Here is a 16,663-nt window from a genome sequence, read left to right as displayed (position 1 = left end):
CGATGGGTTAGTATTAAATTTTTTAAAGAGGTCATGTTTTCTTTTGATAGGATTCAATAGTAAAACAGCCTTGATGTAGATTACCCTACCAAAGAATTGATGTTTTTATAAAAAAAATAAAAAATGTGACAAGAATCTTTTACAGACTTTGTAGAAAATGGTTTAAAGTGAAACTCTAAAGCTCACGTTAGGAGTTCTTTGCAGTGCGAATGTTTCAACTTCTTCTATAGAATTTGTTAAAGAACTTACTCTGTAATATTCGCTGATTTCATTTTTCCTGTTTAGGATATTTAAAATCGAAACTCCTAGTTTATACTGAATTCCCTTTGCAGTTTCCCACTTGTAAGTAGAGGAAATATTAACCTGCGAAAAAATATGCAGATTGATATTGTTCGGTTTGCTGTAGTCCAGTACGGGATCTGAAGAATCAATCTGAGAACTATTGAGAGAGGTTTTTGGTCTGCCAGAAGACCATTTTGTTCCTAAGGCAATTTTGAAATTGTTTTTCTCATAAATTCCTGCCCACGATACAGTGTGCATTACCTCAAAATTGTTAGGGAAAATTGGGTATTCATAATTAGAAAAATGATAATTATTATGGTTATAAGTATAACTTAACCAAGTCAAAAAGTGATTCATTTTTTTTTGAATTAACATCTCAGTTCCCCAAACTTCATAATCACCGGTCATTCGAACAAACTCTAACTGATTCTGAAAACCCTGACTGGAAGTTGTAATATCATTTACTTTTTTATAAAAATTCTCGATATCCAGCAGCCAGTCATTCTTTTTGTAAAATAAATTCAAAGATAATTGTTTGCTTTTTTGAGTTGGGATTGTAGTATTGTTTGAGATAATCCAGCGCCTTTTTTCAATACCGAAATAATCTTTTTGCAAATCAATAATTTGCTGCAAATTTTGGCTTTTCAACTCGCCAAGCAGTTCTATATTTAGACTTTTATTGATACCGTAACTAAACTGCATTCGCGGTTCTGCAATATATTTTTTAAATTTTTCAATATAATTAATTCGGGTTCCGGCTTTAAAATAGATTCTTGAAAGTGTGTCATTGTATTTTCCTTCCAAAATTACCGCATGTGTTCTCAGCACGTCTTTAACTTTACGATAAAAATCAGGATTAGTGACCTGCTCTAAATTCGTAACTCCCATTTCGTTATATTGATAACCATCGTTAAAACTGATTTTGGAGTTAATCGTATGATTATTTTCTAAATTGATTCCATTATTATTGACTGTATTTTCCTGAATGACGATTTGATTGGCATTGGTTGTTTTTTGATCGGCCAAAAGTTCATAAGAAGAGTTATAAACATTGATTTTAGTGGTATTGAAGTTGTTCCAGTTTCGTTTCCATAAAAGGTTTCCACCGTAATTTTGCTGGCGTAAAATATTATTCTCAGATCTGTTTATGTTGTTTACAGTTGCACTTTGAAAGACCTCGAGGTTATCTTTGATGGTAATTAAATCCAGGATTACCTGGTCTTTGCTTCCAATTTTTTGAGCATATTTTAGTGTTGCATCGTAGAAGCCAAATTTTTTATCACTGTGATAATTGACATTTTGGTTTTTTGAAAAATCGGTAATGGTAGTGTTTTGAAATACTTTATTGAAATATTCTTTATACGTAGGTGTTTCAACAAAATCAGTAATCGATTTACGTGCAGAAATTTCGATGTAACTCTTTTTTGAAAGATTGTACTTTCCGTAAATATCAGCATTAATCATGTTTATTCCCGCACTAAAAGAATTTTTTTCTGTCGATTCCGGAGTAGAAGAAATGGCTACGACACTGGAAACACTTTCCCCAAAAAAGGCAGAACTTCCATTTTTATAAATAGAAATAGTATGCGCCAAATTGGGATTAAAGACCGATATTAATCCAAAAAAGTGCCCTGTTTGAAACATTCGTATTCCATTCCATAAAAATAAATTCTGATCATGTGTACCGCCGCGTACATTGATACTTGATACACTTTCGTCTATACTATTTACCCCTGGAATTTGCTGCATGGTCTGTAAAGCATCGGGTTCTATAAGTCCCGGAAGAATACCAAATTTCTTGGGTTTAATTTCAAATGACCCATCTTTGTTTTTTGAAATCCCTGATGCTAAAATGGCATTGGTTTTAATTTCCTGAAGTTCTGTAATTTCAGGCTCTAATAGTATTCTGAGACAGTCTTTTGAGTCCGAATTATTAGGAACAATTTTCTTAGATATGAATCCAACATGACTAATCAAAAACAGAGTTGCATCCTCTTGTTTACATTCAAAATAACCGTTTGAATCTGTTGTAATCTGATTTTTGTTAGGTAAACTAATATTTGCGTTTTCAATAGGTTTTTTATCCGAGTCGGAAAAAATGTATCCGCAAATCATTTTGGATTCAATGTCCTTTTTATAAATATTAATGAATTTGTTGCCTATGTTTTCAAAAGATAAAGTAGTGTTTTTTGCCAGATAGTGCAGCTTTTGATCTAACGAGAGAGATTTTTTTGGCGGAGTCAATTCAAGTCCTTCAATATTATCCTCTGTGTAATTAAAAATAACATGATGTTGCTGTTCAATGTCAATTATGATTTTTTTAAAAGGCATACGTTTTCCTTTGTCCTGAGCAGAAAGGTTCAGGACAAGGAAAAATGTAAAAAACAAAAAATGAAATTGTTTGGGGAGCAACATTTATTTTTCGTCAAAAATTATTTTATTTTTCGAGACTTTTTTGGCCTCCAAATGATAGGTTGTACTAATAATCTTCAAGGCAATATCCAGGTTTTTAGAGGGTAATTTTCCTGTAAATAACGAGGTTGTGTCTTTTGTGTTTAATTCGATTTTAATATTGTATTGCCTTTCAACTTCGTCTAATAAGCTTTTGATATCTTCTTTATAAAAGCATATTTGATTTTCTGTCCACTCTGGTTTCAGTGAACGTATTTTTATGTTAGTTTGTTTTCCGTTTTCGAAACTAACACTTTGTCCGTGAGTTAATAGTAATTGTGTGTTGGCATAATTTACTTTTACACGTCCTTCGTAACATACTACATCAAATCTGTTTTTTCGGACTTTAACGTTAAATTGAGTTCCCAAGACAGATACTTTTCCGAGGTTAGTATGCACTTCAAATCGTCTGCCTTTGGCTACCTTAAAATAAGCTTCGCCTTTTAGTTCGAGATGTCTGTTATTGTCCCAGTTCCATTTTTTATAGTTTATTTCAGAACCTGAATTTAATACCACTTCAGAATGATCAGGAAGTAAAAAAGTTGTTTTTTCTCCATAATTGGCTGTTTCAGTTTGTGGTACTAAAAATTTTAGTGCAAAGGTAATTCCAAGAGCTAAAACAAATATCGCCGCAGCTCTAAACATCCATCTTTTGTGTAGCGGAACTACTTTTGGAGCTGTTTTTTTCTGACTCAGAATACTAGACAACATTGCGTTTTCATCCAAATCACCCACCTCTAAATGAGCTGTATAATTTTTTATCTTTTGGTATTTTTCGAAATCAGGACTTGCTTCAAATGCAGCTAATTCATCCGGAGATAAATCATCGTTGAGCCATTTTGCTAATAATCGATCTTTTTTCATTGTACTAGTATTATATATTAAAACAAGTGGAACTAAATTTACCCTACTTTTATAAATCAATTTCTTTACGCAGGCTTAACAAAGCCAAATGAATGCGTTTTTCGACTGCCTTTACACTAATGTTTAGCGCTAAGGCAATTTCGCTGTATTTCTTTCCATCAATACGATGCATCAAAAAAGCAACACGCTGCTTTTCGTTTAAATTTTCAATAGCTTTCAATAGTTTGGCCTGAAATTGTTTTTCTTCCAGAAGATATTCGGGATTTTCATTTGTTTTATCCAGACCAGTAAAGTTTTTTTCATATTTCAGAACCACTTTTTGGTGTGCCACTTCATTGAGACTACTATTGTTTGCAATAGTATAAATATATGATTTCGCTTTTTCCAGTGGTACAGAAGAACAGTTTTGCCAGAGCTTGACAAATGCTTCCTGTGCTAAATCTTCTGCCTGATCCATGTTGCCAAATTTATAGAAAAGAAAATTTCGAAGTGCTTTTATCTGACTTTTAAAAAAAGATGAAAATAGTATTTCATCACAAGTATTAGATTGGTTTTTATTTGGCATTTGGATTTTCGATTTGTACGCTGTAAATGTATTTGTTTTTGCTTTAAGTAGGGTAAAAGCAAAATAGAATGTTTTATACAAGTAGAAAATGCTATTTTTTTAGATAATTTAAAAATAAAGAATGAAACCAAAAGTCTTGATGCCGAATTTATTAAAAACGATTTTCTTAAATTTTATTACATTTGTAAAAATATAAATATGTTCCCTCTGAAAAAATATTTGTCAATAGCAGTTTTCTTATTCTTACTTTCTTGTCAAAGTGATATGGATGAGCAAAACAATAATGCAAAGGGAACAATTACAAATGTTTCTCCTCTTACAACTTATTTGCAAAGAGTAGCAATGGTTCAGACAGTGCAGGATAATGTAATTGACGGTTCTACCTATTGTACTATTAAACTTCCTTATAGTGTTACTGTTAACAACGAACAAATTGCAGTTAACACTACAGCAGATTATCAAAAAGTAGTTGATAATATCAACGAAAACAATACTGATGATGACATTGTAAAAATAAGCTTTCCGGTAACGATGGTGTATTACAATTACATCGAAAAAAACATTCCGAATGAGGCTGATTTTAATTCTTTAATCGATTATTGGAATATGTATCCAGATCTTTTATCGAAAATAAATGGATTAAACATTAATTATCCTATCACAATAAATACGTATAACAGTGCAAATCAGGTCGCGGGTTCTGTTTCGATTATAAGCGATCAGGCGTTTTTTAATTTTATAAAAAGCCTTAACAGCAGTCAGTATATTTCCTTACAATATCCAATTTCGATAGTAGATTACAACAATCAGATAAAATCAATTACAAGTAATTTAGATTTCGAAAATGCCATAAAATATGCTATTGATTATTGCCCGGAAAATAATATTGTTACACTTGACTTTGCAGCAACAATAACAAAAGGTTCCTGGGAAATACCTTATTATTTTGATGATTCAGAAAAAACTTCCTCTTATAGTGGTTATTCGTTTGTCTTTAAAAGCGACAAATCTGTAGTTGCCAGCAAAGGAGCGATTTCAGAAACAGGTACATGGGAAAGTACAATACAAAATAATGTTAGGGAATTAAAACTAACTTTCAGTTCAGAATTACTTGGTAAACTAAATAATAGTTGGAAATTGTTTGACTTTAATAATTCGCAAATAAGATTGCGTGATGTAAGTAATAGCACCAATTATCTTTATTTTGAGAAAAAATAAATCCTAATAGGTAGATAGTCTTTACAATCTATATATTTCATAAAAAACTTTATTATTTAAAACGAACGAAATAACTGATAGTCAGTTGTGTAGCGATGTTAATATTTTGTTAAAGTCAGGACTATATTTTGTACTAATCAGTACAAAATAATATCTTTGGTCTATAATTAATTCAAAATGGCTGGAAGACCTAAAATATTCGATGAACAAGAAGTGATTTCAAAAGCCGCTCAGGTCTTTTGGGAGAAAGGGTATGAGGCAGCTTCTGCAGAAGAATTGTTAAAGGCTATGGGAATTGGTAAAGGAAGTTTTTATCTTTTTTTTAAAGGAGGAAAAAAAGAACTTTACGAAAAATCGTTACAGCAGTTTGCTTCTAATTTGCTTTCAAGATTGAGAAAAGAAATTGCGGAGAGCCAAAATCCTTTTGAGTATCTGAAAACTTTTTTTCTTGAACTTTCAGACGGTGCCAATGTACATAAAGCAAAAGGATGTTTTATGGGAAATGCTTTAGTTGAAATGGCAGCAAAAGATGAATATACGCGAAAAATGATAGCAAAGCTTCTCTTTGAGTTAGAAGAAATATTTGTTGATGTCATTCAGACAAGTAAAGACAAAAATGTTATCAAAACAGATAAAAGTGCTGAACTTCTCGGAAGCCATCTGCTTAATTTATGGAACGGAATTAATATTACTAAACGAATGAATATGAACGACGCTTCTTTGGCGGCGCTAATAAAATTTAATCTCGATATGGTCGGGTGATTTTTTTTAACAAATTTTGTACTGATTGGTACAGAATGAAATTTAAACTTTTTATATTATGAAATACAAAATTTTTGGACAGAAAACCGGACTAAGAGTATCGGAACTGGCATTAGGAACAGGAAACTTTGGAACACGTTGGGGACATGGTTCCGACGAAGAAACCTCAAAAAACATATTCAATAAATACATTGAAGCGGGCGGTAATTTTATTGATACAGCCGATGGTTACCAATTGGGCCAATCAGAAGAAATCCTTGGAAAACTTATTAAAGAAAAACGTCACGATTTGATACTTTCTTCTAAATTTTCTACTGGAGGATCTACGTTATTGACTACAGGTAATAGTAGAAAGAATATCATTCATTCTGTTGAGCAAAGTTTAAAACGTCTGGATACTGATTATTTGGATATTTACTGGGCACATCTTGCAGACGGACAAACGCCAATTGAAGAGATCATGAGAGCCATGGATGATTTGGTACGTCAGGGGAAAATTTTATATACCGGATTTTCAAATTTCCCGGCATGGAAGATTGCAAATGCAGCACTTCTGGCTGATCTTAGAGGTTGGGCACCAGTTGCAGGAATACAGGTAGAATATAATTTAATAGAAAGAGCTGCAGACCGTGAATTACTACCTATGGCAGAGACTTTAGGACTGGGAGCAGCATTTTGGTCACCATTAGCAGGCGGAACGCTGACAGGAAAATACCGTTCTAATCTCCAAAATGAACCATCAAGACAGCAGGCGTGGGGTGGTGCATTATTAAAAGGTGAAACTGGAAACAGAGAAACAGAAATTTTAAATGCGCTTGAAAGTATGGCTAATGAAAAAGAGGCTAAAATATTAGATATAGCCTTAGCATGGTTAAGACAAAAACATGATAACAGCAGATTGTCAACTGTAACCATATTAGGGCCAAGAAACGAGCAGCAACTAGCGGATAATTTGAATTCACTTAAAATTATACTTTCAGGTGATGAAATTGAACGTCTAAATAAAATTAGTACTATTGATTTAGGATATCCACACACAATGATTTCAGAAAATCAGGCAAATATATTTGGTGAAAGTACAGGACTTGTAGAAGTAAAACATAAAGTATAAAGCGCAAGGGGAAAGAGAATTTTCCGGGTTAAAACGAATGAAAAAGAAAAAAAATGCCAGACTCTTCGTTTGGCATTTTTTTTTACTTTTGTTAGAACGCTGCCATCATCCCATACAGGAAGAACGAATTTTTATGTTTGTAGATGTAAAGCCCTCTACTACATTGGCAGAACTGCCCGGAGATATTCTTTACAATAAGTTATTGCAGAATTTATTTTAGATCTTTATACAACGGTAAAGCAAAGCCCATGAAGCTTTACACTTTTGATTTTAATTTTTAAATTTATATTATGAAAGCATTAGTTATTGGAGCCACAGGTTCAACAGGAGAATTGCTGGTTGACGAACTTTTAGCAGATGCAGCTTATACGTCAGTTACTGTTTTTGTCAGAAGAGCAACAGGGAAACGACACCCCAAGTTGACAGAACAAATTATCGATTTTTCTAATATTTATTCTCATAAACATTTGATCGTTGGCGATGTCTTTTTTTCCTGTTTGGGAACAACGCTTAAAGCTGCCGGCTCAAAAGAAAATCAGACTAAAATAGACTTTGATATTCCAATAACATTTGCAAGATTAGCTAGAGAAAACGGAGTTCCATCATTTGTCTTGTTATCTGCTTACGGAGCTTCTGCACAAAGCAAGGTTTTTTATTCTCAAATAAAAGGAAAACTCGAAGATGAGATTACAAAGCTTAATTTCGGACAATATATTATTTTCAAACCCGGATTACTTTTAAGAGCTGGTACAGACAGATTTGGTGAAAAAGTGATGGGAAATATTCTAAAACTGGCCAATACAATTGGTTTGTTTAAAAGGTTCAGACCTTTGTCGACTACTATTTTAGCGAAGAAATTGGCAATTGCACCAAAAATTTTACCGAATGGAACTTCCGTAATTGAACTTGATGAAATATTCAGTTTTGGTTAATTTAAAACAGATCCATATAAAAAGGCATACTATTGAAGTATGCCTTTCTGTAAAAATAACTAATGACTTTTACTATTTTCAAATCCAAGAATTGTAATCATATAAGGCGTATTTGAAACCTTGATTTTCTTAGTAATGGTTATAGTAGCCAAATTAACCTGCACTAATTCTCCTGTAGTTGGAGAGGTGATGTAAGCAAAATTTTCTGTTAACTGCATTTGTGGTTTTAAAGTGGCATCAGTGGCTGTTTCGCTAATTACTTTACCTTCTTTTTCTATTTGTAAACTCGTCAGGTTAAATAATTTGAACTCACCGGAATGCAATAAAATTCCAAGTTTAGTAGCGTTGTAACTTACTTTACACTGCATGATCGTAGTGTTTTGTAAAATAGGTTTAATTGTACCATTTACTACATCAATTAAATAAGCTCCTTTTGCAGCAGTATATCCCACAAATTTCCCTTTCGCTTTTGTTTCTAAAATACTCCCGAACCAGGCTGTACCAAAATCTTCGGGAAGTGTAATAAGTTTTTGTTTTCCTGAGCTTTCCACTACCAAAACACCACTCGCTGAACCAAAAACGGCATAAGTTCCGTCTGAAGCATTTCCGTGAATACCTTTAGTTGCTACAGTAGCATCAAAAAGAGTTTTACCTGTATTATCAATAATTTTTACTTTTTCAGGAAGTGTTCCGGCAATTGAATTATCCTTTACCGTGATAGCATAAGTACCGTTAGCGAAAGTCGCCATAGCACCGTGATGCGCTACTAAACCAGCATTTACCACTTTGAATTTGGCTCCGGCTGTATTGATTTCAGCTTCTTTGGCAACAGATAGCGTTCCATCACCATCATTAAAAGTCAGTAATTCTCCAATTTTACTTTTAAAATGGGTTGGCATAAGCGATTGACCAACCAGAGACCCAAACTTTGGAATACCGTCTACATCCACATGATCTCCATGACTTTCAAAACCACTGTCAAAAGTTTCTACTGTATTATTTGTTCTGTGGATGATTCCTGCGTATCTGCCAGATTCAGTCGTATAAAGTGATGCTTTTGCAAATTTGGCATTAAATAAACTGGTCGTCGCATCTACTGGATTTACAAGTGTAAGATCTGTTGTTTTTTCGTCAGAAAGCAATACTCTCAGGTATTTGTACTCAGTAAGTGTTTCATCAGGAACTGCAGTAGAATTGTCGTCATCATTGCTACACGAAATTGCAAATGAAGCTAAAGCAAATAGGAAAATCAGTTTGAAATAATTGTTTTTCATTTTAAAAGGGTGTTTAAGTTATTATTTAGGGTTAATGAATTAATAATTGATTGTAATGGGTATCGACTTGTAGACGCTCATATTGTAGCTGGTGTTTTTGTAAAGCACTACCCAATTGTATTGACCGGATTGCCACACTTTCTCTGCTGTTATTGCAGTTCCGTCTGCATCTTTTTCTGCACCAATCACAATGCTTTCGCCGCCCCAGACGTCGTTTATTTTTTGTAGTGTAGCAATTTTTGAAGCAGCAGGCAGGCCTTTATGTTCGACTTTAGAAATGACAATCACCTTTTTCAGGTCAAGATTATCAATACTCTCCGGGTGATAATTGAGACTTTTCTTTATTAAAACAGAATACAAAATACCATCGCCCATAATCTGGCTTACCTGAGCATGCGCGGTAAGCAAATCATTTTTTTTGAAGATTAATTCCGGTTCAGCCCAGGTTTCCATGTAGTAAATCAAATCATCATTTCTTGAAAGCATATCTCTGCCAATTAACGGATCAGCCGGCATGTTGGCGGGATCTGTAATGATAATTTCTTCCTTAATTTCAAGTTGGGTTCCGTTTTCATCTTTCACGATGAAATAAAAATCGAATTTGCCTTCCGGAGCTTCGCTGGGAATATTGAAATGTTTGTGAACGTTGGTGTTTTTGGCGCCTTTATAATCAATCCATGACAGTTCAAACTTCCAGTCTTTGGTATACGTTTCTCCCTTTTTTGGAAGGATTTTTAGCTGTACATCCGCAATTTTATCACCGGCAATAACATCTGCATTAAAATGGAAGTCACGGCCAATCAGGGCACGTTTGTTATTGGCAGTTCCGATTTCGATATTTTGGGCTGTGGGTTTTAGAATGGTATTCTCATCGTCGTCATTATTACAAGCCGTGAAGGCAATAGTTGAGAGACAAAAAACAAGAAATAATTTTACTTTTTTCATAGGGTTTAGAATTGATTAATTTGATTCATATTGTATTTATTTGTGCATTAAAAAAGGAATTTTCAAGGATAGAATAATGTTTCTACTGGCTTCCGGAAGTTCGATTAACCTGTAAAAACTGGTATGATTGAGATATTTTGTGTTGAACAAATTCTGAACTTGCATACTAAGAATGAAATCCTGTTGTCCGGCTATAACTTTAGTTCCAAATGCAAGATTGAAAACATTGCTGCTGGCTGTTTTTTTCTCCGGAGGAACAATCTGATTTTGAGCAGCGTTATAACGGTAATCAAGCGAGAAATACGTATCTTTTAAATTCTTGATTTCCGGAGTATAATTCAACCCAAACAAAACAGAAGCAGGAGGTGAGAAGGGCAGTGTATACCCTTTTTTACTGCCTGATAATTGTTCTGAATAAAGATATTCTGCCAAAATTTCTCCGCTTACTTGAGGTGTGAATTGATAGCGCATTTGCAATTCAGCACCGTAGCGCATCACTTTGCTTTGTTCATATTCAAAAACCTGATTTCCTGCGCCGTAATAAATATCATGCTGTGACGTTGGGTTCAGGTAAATGTAATTTGGGAAATAATTAAAAAACGGACTTAGTTGAACCGACCATTTATTAGACTTCCAATCCATACCAAGATCTAACTGATAAGAACGTTCAGCTCCTAAATTAGGATCTCCCTTTTCAAATCTGAAGTAGTGGTAATTGACACCGTTTGAAGCGAGTTCTTTGGCTATTGGCATTCTGAAACTAGTTCCCAGATTTGCTTTAAAAGACCATTTCCCCGGATTATAATTCACGCCGGCTGACCAGTTAAAACTGCCGAATGTCCTTGTCAAGGCTGAAGAACGTTGTAGATATTCCGCACTAGTTTGGTCGTTTTCTGTAATTTCACTTGGAAACCAGTCTGTATATTGCTGCATTTCAATTCGGCCATAATCCATTCGAACCGCTCCGTGTAAAAGCCATAAATCATTGATTTGCATTTTATCATAAACAAATAATCCTGCGTTAACTTGTTTAAAGGCAGGAATTAAAAAGCTCCAGCCACTAATTTTATTTTGCTGTTGTTCGCCATTTACACCTACCGTAAACTGATGATTTCGAATTGAAAATTCATCCTTAATCGCCACAGAAAAAACTTCTTTATCATATTGTCTTTCCAAATCCTGAGGCGCGTACATAGCTGCAGGATATACAGGCGGCATATATCCATGATTGACATAATGACTATATTCTCTGCGGAAATTCTTCTGAAAACCCAATTGCGTTTTCAATTGATGACTGCCCAGTCGAAAAGAAGTTGTATTACTAATTTTGATATGCGTAACTTCCTGAAAGGGCATTAAAATATCCCTGCTTGATTTATCGTGCAGTGCTGTATCTACATTTCTGGGTTCAAGTCCGTGTGCATTGGCAAAAAAGCCACTTTTGCTGTAAATGTTACTAACATATACAACCGATTTAAGTTTTTCGGTACTATATCCGGTACTGATATGCCAGTCAAGTTCACGGCCTGCGGTATTTCGCAAATGATTTTTATATAACGGGACAGCATAATTGTACACGTGCACCGTATCCGTCGGAACGCGATAATCTCCGTAATCCATAGCCGTTAGGCGGGAATCGAAAAACCATTTTTCTGTACGTCCAAAAAGATTGACAGAGCCTCCAAATTGTTCATTATTGCTTTTACCGGTAAGGTCGACACTTCCTCCCAGAACATTTTTAGCCGGCAATGGAATTGGTTTTATGTTTACGGCTCCGCCAATAGCATCAGATCCATAGATAAAAGAGGAAGGTCCTTTAATGATTTCGACGCGATTTACAGCATATTGATCAATTTCTAAGCCGTGATCAGCACCCCATTGTTGCCCTTCATGTTTGATGCCGTTTTCGACAACGATAACCTGATTAAAACTTAGTCCCCGAATCAGAGGTTTTGAGCCGCCAGAACCAATGGAAATGGTCTTAACACCCGGAATTCTCTGTAAAGACTGCATCAGGCTTCCGCCGAGATTCCGCTGAATAAAACTGCTGTTTACAGTTTCAATAGTAAGCGATTCTTCTTTTTTACGACGGGCTTCGTAAGAATCTTTAATGATAACTTCTTGTAATTCTTTTATTTCCGGAGTCAGTACAATAGCAGGAAATACAATTGCATTTTTATTCAAAGGGAGCTTTACTTCATGAAGTAAATAACCGGAATAACGTACCGTTATGGACTTAGAATCAGTTGGTATTTGGTTAAATAAAAAATGACCAGCTTTGTCTGTAGTTGTTATTTTATTGGATGGATGAAGGGTAACGATAGCACCTTCTAACGGCTTTAAGCCATTAGAAAATATGCTACCGGATATACGTACCATTTGTGCTGAAACCTTTGTCACTATAGCTAAACAAAAAAGCAACAGGCAAAAAGTCCGTAATCGATTTGATTTATTTTTATGCATCAAAAATAACTTATAAAACTTTAATACTTAATCCTTTAATGGTTTGCCAGCCTTCTTTGTCCGTAAGACGGATCATAAAATGATAATCGCCCGGATCAACATCTGCTGGAATTGCAATTTCCTGAGTCGCCTCGTAATTTTTTTGTCCCGTTGGAATCGTAACAGAATTGATATACAACATCGGATTTACAGGCTTTTTGATAGGATCAGAAATACAATTATTAACTTCGGTGCTGTGTGTATGATGATCAAAATTGTGGTGAATGTCCAGACTATAAGACCCTAATTGAGTGTTGTCTGTAAATTTTGCCCTGAACGTAATTTTCTGTCCACGAGTTACCTGACTGCACTGTATGGGAAATGCGTTTGCGGCCGAAATATCAATTACAGGATATTCTGTATCAATTTCATTTTTATCGCTATCACATGAAGCAAGAATGAAGGTAGTTACACAAAAGAATGCAAGGGTTCTGGTTGTTCGGAGTTTAAGAGTATTCATAGTTATAAATATGGGTTACGGAAGAAGTGTATTTCGTATGAAAACAGTCGAAAAAACGAAGATTACGGCATAGCATTATGACGCAAAAAAAACTTGTTTTTTACGGATTGAAATACGAAAAAATAAAAAGTAAGAAGCAGAATGAAGTGCAGTAGCACTAACGCGATGCAACGTGGACTATTGAGAAATTAAAGTCTTAGCGAATAGTACTACATACCCAAATCGAATAAACGTAAAGCTTAACCCGCATTGGGGAGTGCTTTTGATAGTTCACGATAGGAAACGATATTTCCAGTATAATAAATACTGAAAAAAAAACAGGTAAATAGTAGCTTCAGAAAAGCATTATTACTTTTCTGTATTCGTTATTTCTAAAACAAATCAATACTTCGCAACCAAATTGAAGCGATTACTTTTTATGATTTTAGAAAACAGGAGGTGCCCTAAGGGAAAATAAGGAGCCTTTGAAAAACTCAGAAAAGGATTTTGAATAAAAATGTGTCGTGTGGATTAAGGCACTATTTTTATAAAATTGAAAACAGTCAAAAGTAAAAGTAGCAACCGGACTAAATTTAAAGTGACAAATGGCGCATTCTTCATTAGAATGATCGTGTACTTTAAGGTCCGCTTTATTAGTATGAAACTGTAACTTTATGCTTTTATGTGAAGAATTGTGATTTTGTATGTGTTCATAAGAATGTATTGCCGGGAACAGTATTGCAAATACTACTACCAACGGCAAGAAAAGAGATAAAATTTTGAATTTCTTTTTCATTCTAATGAATATTGCTTAACGCAATATTGTTGCAAATATAGAATTCTTATTCATAAATGCAACACTGTTTCATTAAAAATTGGAGAAAAAATTGGTATGACAGCTTAAATAAATTATTTATACCATTTTATAATGTTTAAACTAATTTCATAAAAAATGCAATTAACTTATTTAAAGCGTTGATTTTTCTTTTGCGCCAATAATAAGAAGCCACAAACAGATTCCAATTTCTCCTAAGGCCGAAGGGATACTTATATATTTAGAGACACCAAAATCAGCATAATTAGGGATTAAAGTATTACCGAAAAAATTAATAAGGTAACCAAAACATCCCATTATTAACAAAACCCCAAAGATTTTAGGTAAAAATCCTGACTTATAAACTAAGTAACCAAACGGAAATAACCACAACCCCCAAAATATCGAAACCATTAAAATACCATTATCATATTGATTGAGGTAGAACATTACCTGAGATTTCAATTGCTTATTTGTAAAAACAGTATGATTTTCGTTATTGATGAGAGACAGTACACTGAATTTATTTTGGATGTTTAAAAATGAAACAGGAACACTAATTATAGCTAAAAGAACCATCAATTTTGCGTATAGATCATTGACTGGCGCAAGGAGTTTATAAAGCGCAACAGGCAACAGTAAAAAGAAAATATAACATACTATACCACTTACAATTCCAAATCTGAAAAGTGTTTCAGATGCTTTTATCGCGTTAAAAGTCGCTGTCGGATTATCCCAAAAAATAAGTTTAGAAGGTACGTATGCCAAACTGAAAAAGCCTGTTATTACTACTACGAGATATAATAAACCAGCAATCCTGGCCTTTTTTTTATTTGATTTCATTTTGAAATTATTTAGAGGTTTCTTGTAAGTCAGTTTGTTTAGGCCAATTAAAAGCTTTCCATACAATTATTGAAGTAAGTATACTTTCTATTATGGCATATAAAATGTAAAAAGATCTCCATTCCGAAAATGATGTAAAAGCAATTAATAGCATAATAGCTGTAAAAAGGAAACCAAAAACAATATTAAGCCATTTGTTAATTAATGGTTTTAAGAAAACGGATAAGCCAACCATCAATGATGGAATTGCTAATAATAAAGAAGCCAGAAATAATTTTTGAGGATTATTAAGTAAACTATTTCCATCAATAATACCTGCTGTTTTTCCAGGTACATAAAGTTCAAAATAGTCACCGTAGAGATATAAAAATGTTACAGATGCCCATAAAAAGGCCAGTTTAATTTTAATATTGATATGGAAATCTTCAAGAATAGTTTTTTTCATCTTTTAGAAGTTTAGATTTATTTTAAGCTTTAAGTAAGACGATTAGTAGTTGATAATGTTACAGTTAATTGGTGCAGTTAATTTTTATGAATGAAAATAAGTTTTCTTTTTTAAAAAACTTTTTATTCCCGAATTATGAAAAAATGTTTCTTGTTATATATCACAAATCCCATTGAAAATTAGCGAAATGTAGCAATAACGAAAATAATATTTTTATTTAATTGATTGATAATAAGTTATTTGTAATTTAGGTGTGAAGATTGTATTAGTTTTTTTAAATAAAAAATTAGGCAAACAATGTCGTTTTTTTGAAAAAAAGGCTACTGTCAGAGCAATAAGTAAAGCTTCAAAGTAATAAACGTCATTGACAAATCATATTCAATCATTAAATATCAATTCTTATGACAAAATCAAAATCCATAATTCTCATACATGGAAACTTTGTAAATGACCTTAGTTGGGCCAAGTGGAAAAGCCATTACGAACAAAAAGGATATACGGTTTATACACCGGCTAATCCTGGACATGAAGGAAATCCTGCAGCTTTAAGAAATCAGGTACATCCCGCTCTTACTAAAACAGGTTTTATAGATGTGGTTAACAACATTGTAAAACTGATCGACAGTTTGCCTGAAAAACCATTAGTTATCGGACATTCTATGGCAGGAATGGCGGCGATGAAGTTATTAGAATTAAATAAAGTAGCTGCAGCTGTCAGTATAGATGGCGCACCTCCAAAAAATGTATTTCCTCCTGTACAAACATTAAAATCAGTAATTCCGGCTTTTGGCTTTTTTTCTGGTAAAAAGTATTTTATGGGAAGCCGTGATTGGTATGATAAATGTTTTTTTAATACACTGCCTGCTGATGAAAGAGCGAATGCTTTTGCAACTTATGCAGTACCTGAAAGTTTTAAAGTAAGCCGTGAACTGGTACTCAACTCTTTTTCTAACATTGATTTTGGAAAATCACACGAACCGATTTTATTTATTGGTGGAGGCAGCGATACTATTTTTCCTCCATCGCTTACCTCAACTTTAGCCAATAAATACAAGGACAAAAATAGCCGTGTCGACCTTAAGATTTTTCAGGGTAAAAGCCATTTCATCTGTGGAGAAAAAGGATGGGAAATAGTGGCCGACTATATTTTGGACTGGTATGAAAAATTATAAAAATGAATTCAATTTAAAATGATTAATAACCATTAAAAAGAACT

General features: G+C 33.7%; 14 protein-coding genes. 5 read left to right on the top strand and 9 right to left on the bottom strand.

Annotated elements, in window-relative coordinates; translation table 11 throughout:
• Nucleotides 1-162: 162 nt before the first annotated feature.
• Genes BUA98_RS07140 through BUA98_RS07130 form a run of 3 tightly spaced genes read right to left on the bottom strand, consistent with a single transcriptional unit; the run spans nucleotide 163 to nucleotide 4,162 of the window.
• Complete coding sequence (locus BUA98_RS07140; RefSeq protein ID WP_244279174.1) at nucleotides 163-2,670, bottom strand: carboxypeptidase-like regulatory domain-containing protein; 2,508 nt, start codon at nucleotides 2,668-2,670, stop codon at nucleotides 163-165.
• A 27-nt stretch (nucleotides 2,671-2,697) separates the two neighbouring features.
• Nucleotides 2,698-3,597 carry a FecR family protein gene (locus tag BUA98_RS07135; RefSeq protein WP_072970927.1) on the bottom strand — a complete coding sequence of 300 codons (900 nt, stop codon included), beginning with the start codon at nucleotides 3,595-3,597 and terminating at the stop codon, nucleotides 2,698-2,700.
• 49 nt (nucleotides 3,598-3,646) lie between these two features.
• Complete coding sequence (locus BUA98_RS07130) at nucleotides 3,647-4,162, bottom strand: RNA polymerase sigma factor (protein ID WP_072971814.1); 516 nt, start codon at nucleotides 4,160-4,162, stop codon at nucleotides 3,647-3,649.
• A gap of 198 nt (nucleotides 4,163-4,360) precedes the next feature.
• Between BUA98_RS07130 and BUA98_RS07125 the strand changes: the two genes are divergently transcribed.
• The 4 genes from BUA98_RS07125 to BUA98_RS07105 all read left to right on the top strand — a co-directional run bounded on the left by BUA98_RS07125 (nucleotide 4,361) and on the right by BUA98_RS07105 (nucleotide 8,185).
• Nucleotides 4,361-5,380, top strand: coding sequence for a hypothetical protein (locus BUA98_RS07125; protein WP_072970926.1), 1,020 nt, complete (start codon nucleotides 4,361-4,363; stop codon nucleotides 5,378-5,380).
• Between the two features lie 177 nt (nucleotides 5,381-5,557).
• Nucleotides 5,558-6,142, top strand: coding sequence for a TetR/AcrR family transcriptional regulator (locus tag BUA98_RS07120; RefSeq protein WP_072970925.1), 585 nt, complete (start codon nucleotides 5,558-5,560; stop codon nucleotides 6,140-6,142).
• Between the two features lie 58 nt (nucleotides 6,143-6,200).
• Nucleotides 6,201-7,253 carry an aldo/keto reductase gene (locus BUA98_RS07115; RefSeq protein ID WP_072970924.1) on the top strand — a complete coding sequence of 351 codons (1,053 nt, stop codon included), beginning with the start codon at nucleotides 6,201-6,203 and terminating at the stop codon, nucleotides 7,251-7,253.
• Between the two features lie 290 nt (nucleotides 7,254-7,543).
• Nucleotides 7,544-8,185: an NAD(P)H-binding protein gene (locus BUA98_RS07105; RefSeq protein ID WP_072970922.1), complete on the top strand. Its 642-nt coding sequence runs from the start codon at nucleotides 7,544-7,546 to the stop codon at nucleotides 8,183-8,185.
• A gap of 59 nt (nucleotides 8,186-8,244) precedes the next feature.
• Here BUA98_RS07105 and BUA98_RS07100 read toward each other — a convergent pair whose 3' ends face one another.
• The 6 genes from BUA98_RS07100 to BUA98_RS07070 form a co-directional block, all read right to left on the bottom strand.
• Complete coding sequence (locus BUA98_RS07100) at nucleotides 8,245-9,459, bottom strand: hypothetical protein (RefSeq protein ID WP_072970921.1); 1,215 nt, start codon at nucleotides 9,457-9,459, stop codon at nucleotides 8,245-8,247.
• 39 nt (nucleotides 9,460-9,498) lie between these two features.
• Nucleotides 9,499-10,404: a DUF4625 domain-containing protein gene (locus BUA98_RS07095; protein WP_072970920.1), complete on the bottom strand. Its 906-nt coding sequence runs from the start codon at nucleotides 10,402-10,404 to the stop codon at nucleotides 9,499-9,501.
• 36 nt (nucleotides 10,405-10,440) lie between these two features.
• Nucleotides 10,441-12,783 (bottom strand): TonB-dependent receptor, encoded by a 2,343-nt coding sequence (locus BUA98_RS07090; RefSeq protein WP_072971811.1) that lies wholly within the window; start codon nucleotides 12,781-12,783, stop codon nucleotides 10,441-10,443.
• Between the two features lie 94 nt (nucleotides 12,784-12,877).
• Nucleotides 12,878-13,366: a DUF4625 domain-containing protein gene (locus BUA98_RS07085; protein ID WP_072970919.1), complete on the bottom strand. Its 489-nt coding sequence runs from the start codon at nucleotides 13,364-13,366 to the stop codon at nucleotides 12,878-12,880.
• 946 nt (nucleotides 13,367-14,312) lie between these two features.
• Complete coding sequence (locus BUA98_RS07075; protein ID WP_072970917.1) at nucleotides 14,313-15,002, bottom strand: DUF4386 domain-containing protein; 690 nt, start codon at nucleotides 15,000-15,002, stop codon at nucleotides 14,313-14,315.
• 7 nt (nucleotides 15,003-15,009) lie between these two features.
• Nucleotides 15,010-15,447 (bottom strand): DUF6326 family protein, encoded by a 438-nt coding sequence (locus BUA98_RS07070; protein WP_072970916.1) that lies wholly within the window; start codon nucleotides 15,445-15,447, stop codon nucleotides 15,010-15,012.
• Between the two features lie 401 nt (nucleotides 15,448-15,848).
• Between BUA98_RS07070 and BUA98_RS07065 the strand changes: the two genes are divergently transcribed.
• Nucleotides 15,849-16,619, top strand: coding sequence for an alpha/beta hydrolase (locus BUA98_RS07065; protein WP_072970915.1), 771 nt, complete (start codon nucleotides 15,849-15,851; stop codon nucleotides 16,617-16,619).
• Nucleotides 16,620-16,663: the final 44 nt, after the last annotated feature.

Origin of the sequence: Flavobacterium saccharophilum (assembly GCF_900142735.1) — a bacterium.
Taxonomy (GTDB): Bacteria; Bacteroidota; Bacteroidia; order Flavobacteriales; family Flavobacteriaceae; genus Flavobacterium; species Flavobacterium saccharophilum.
Note: the sequence above shows the minus strand (reverse complement) of the source record. Positions and strands in the feature narration are given on the sequence as shown.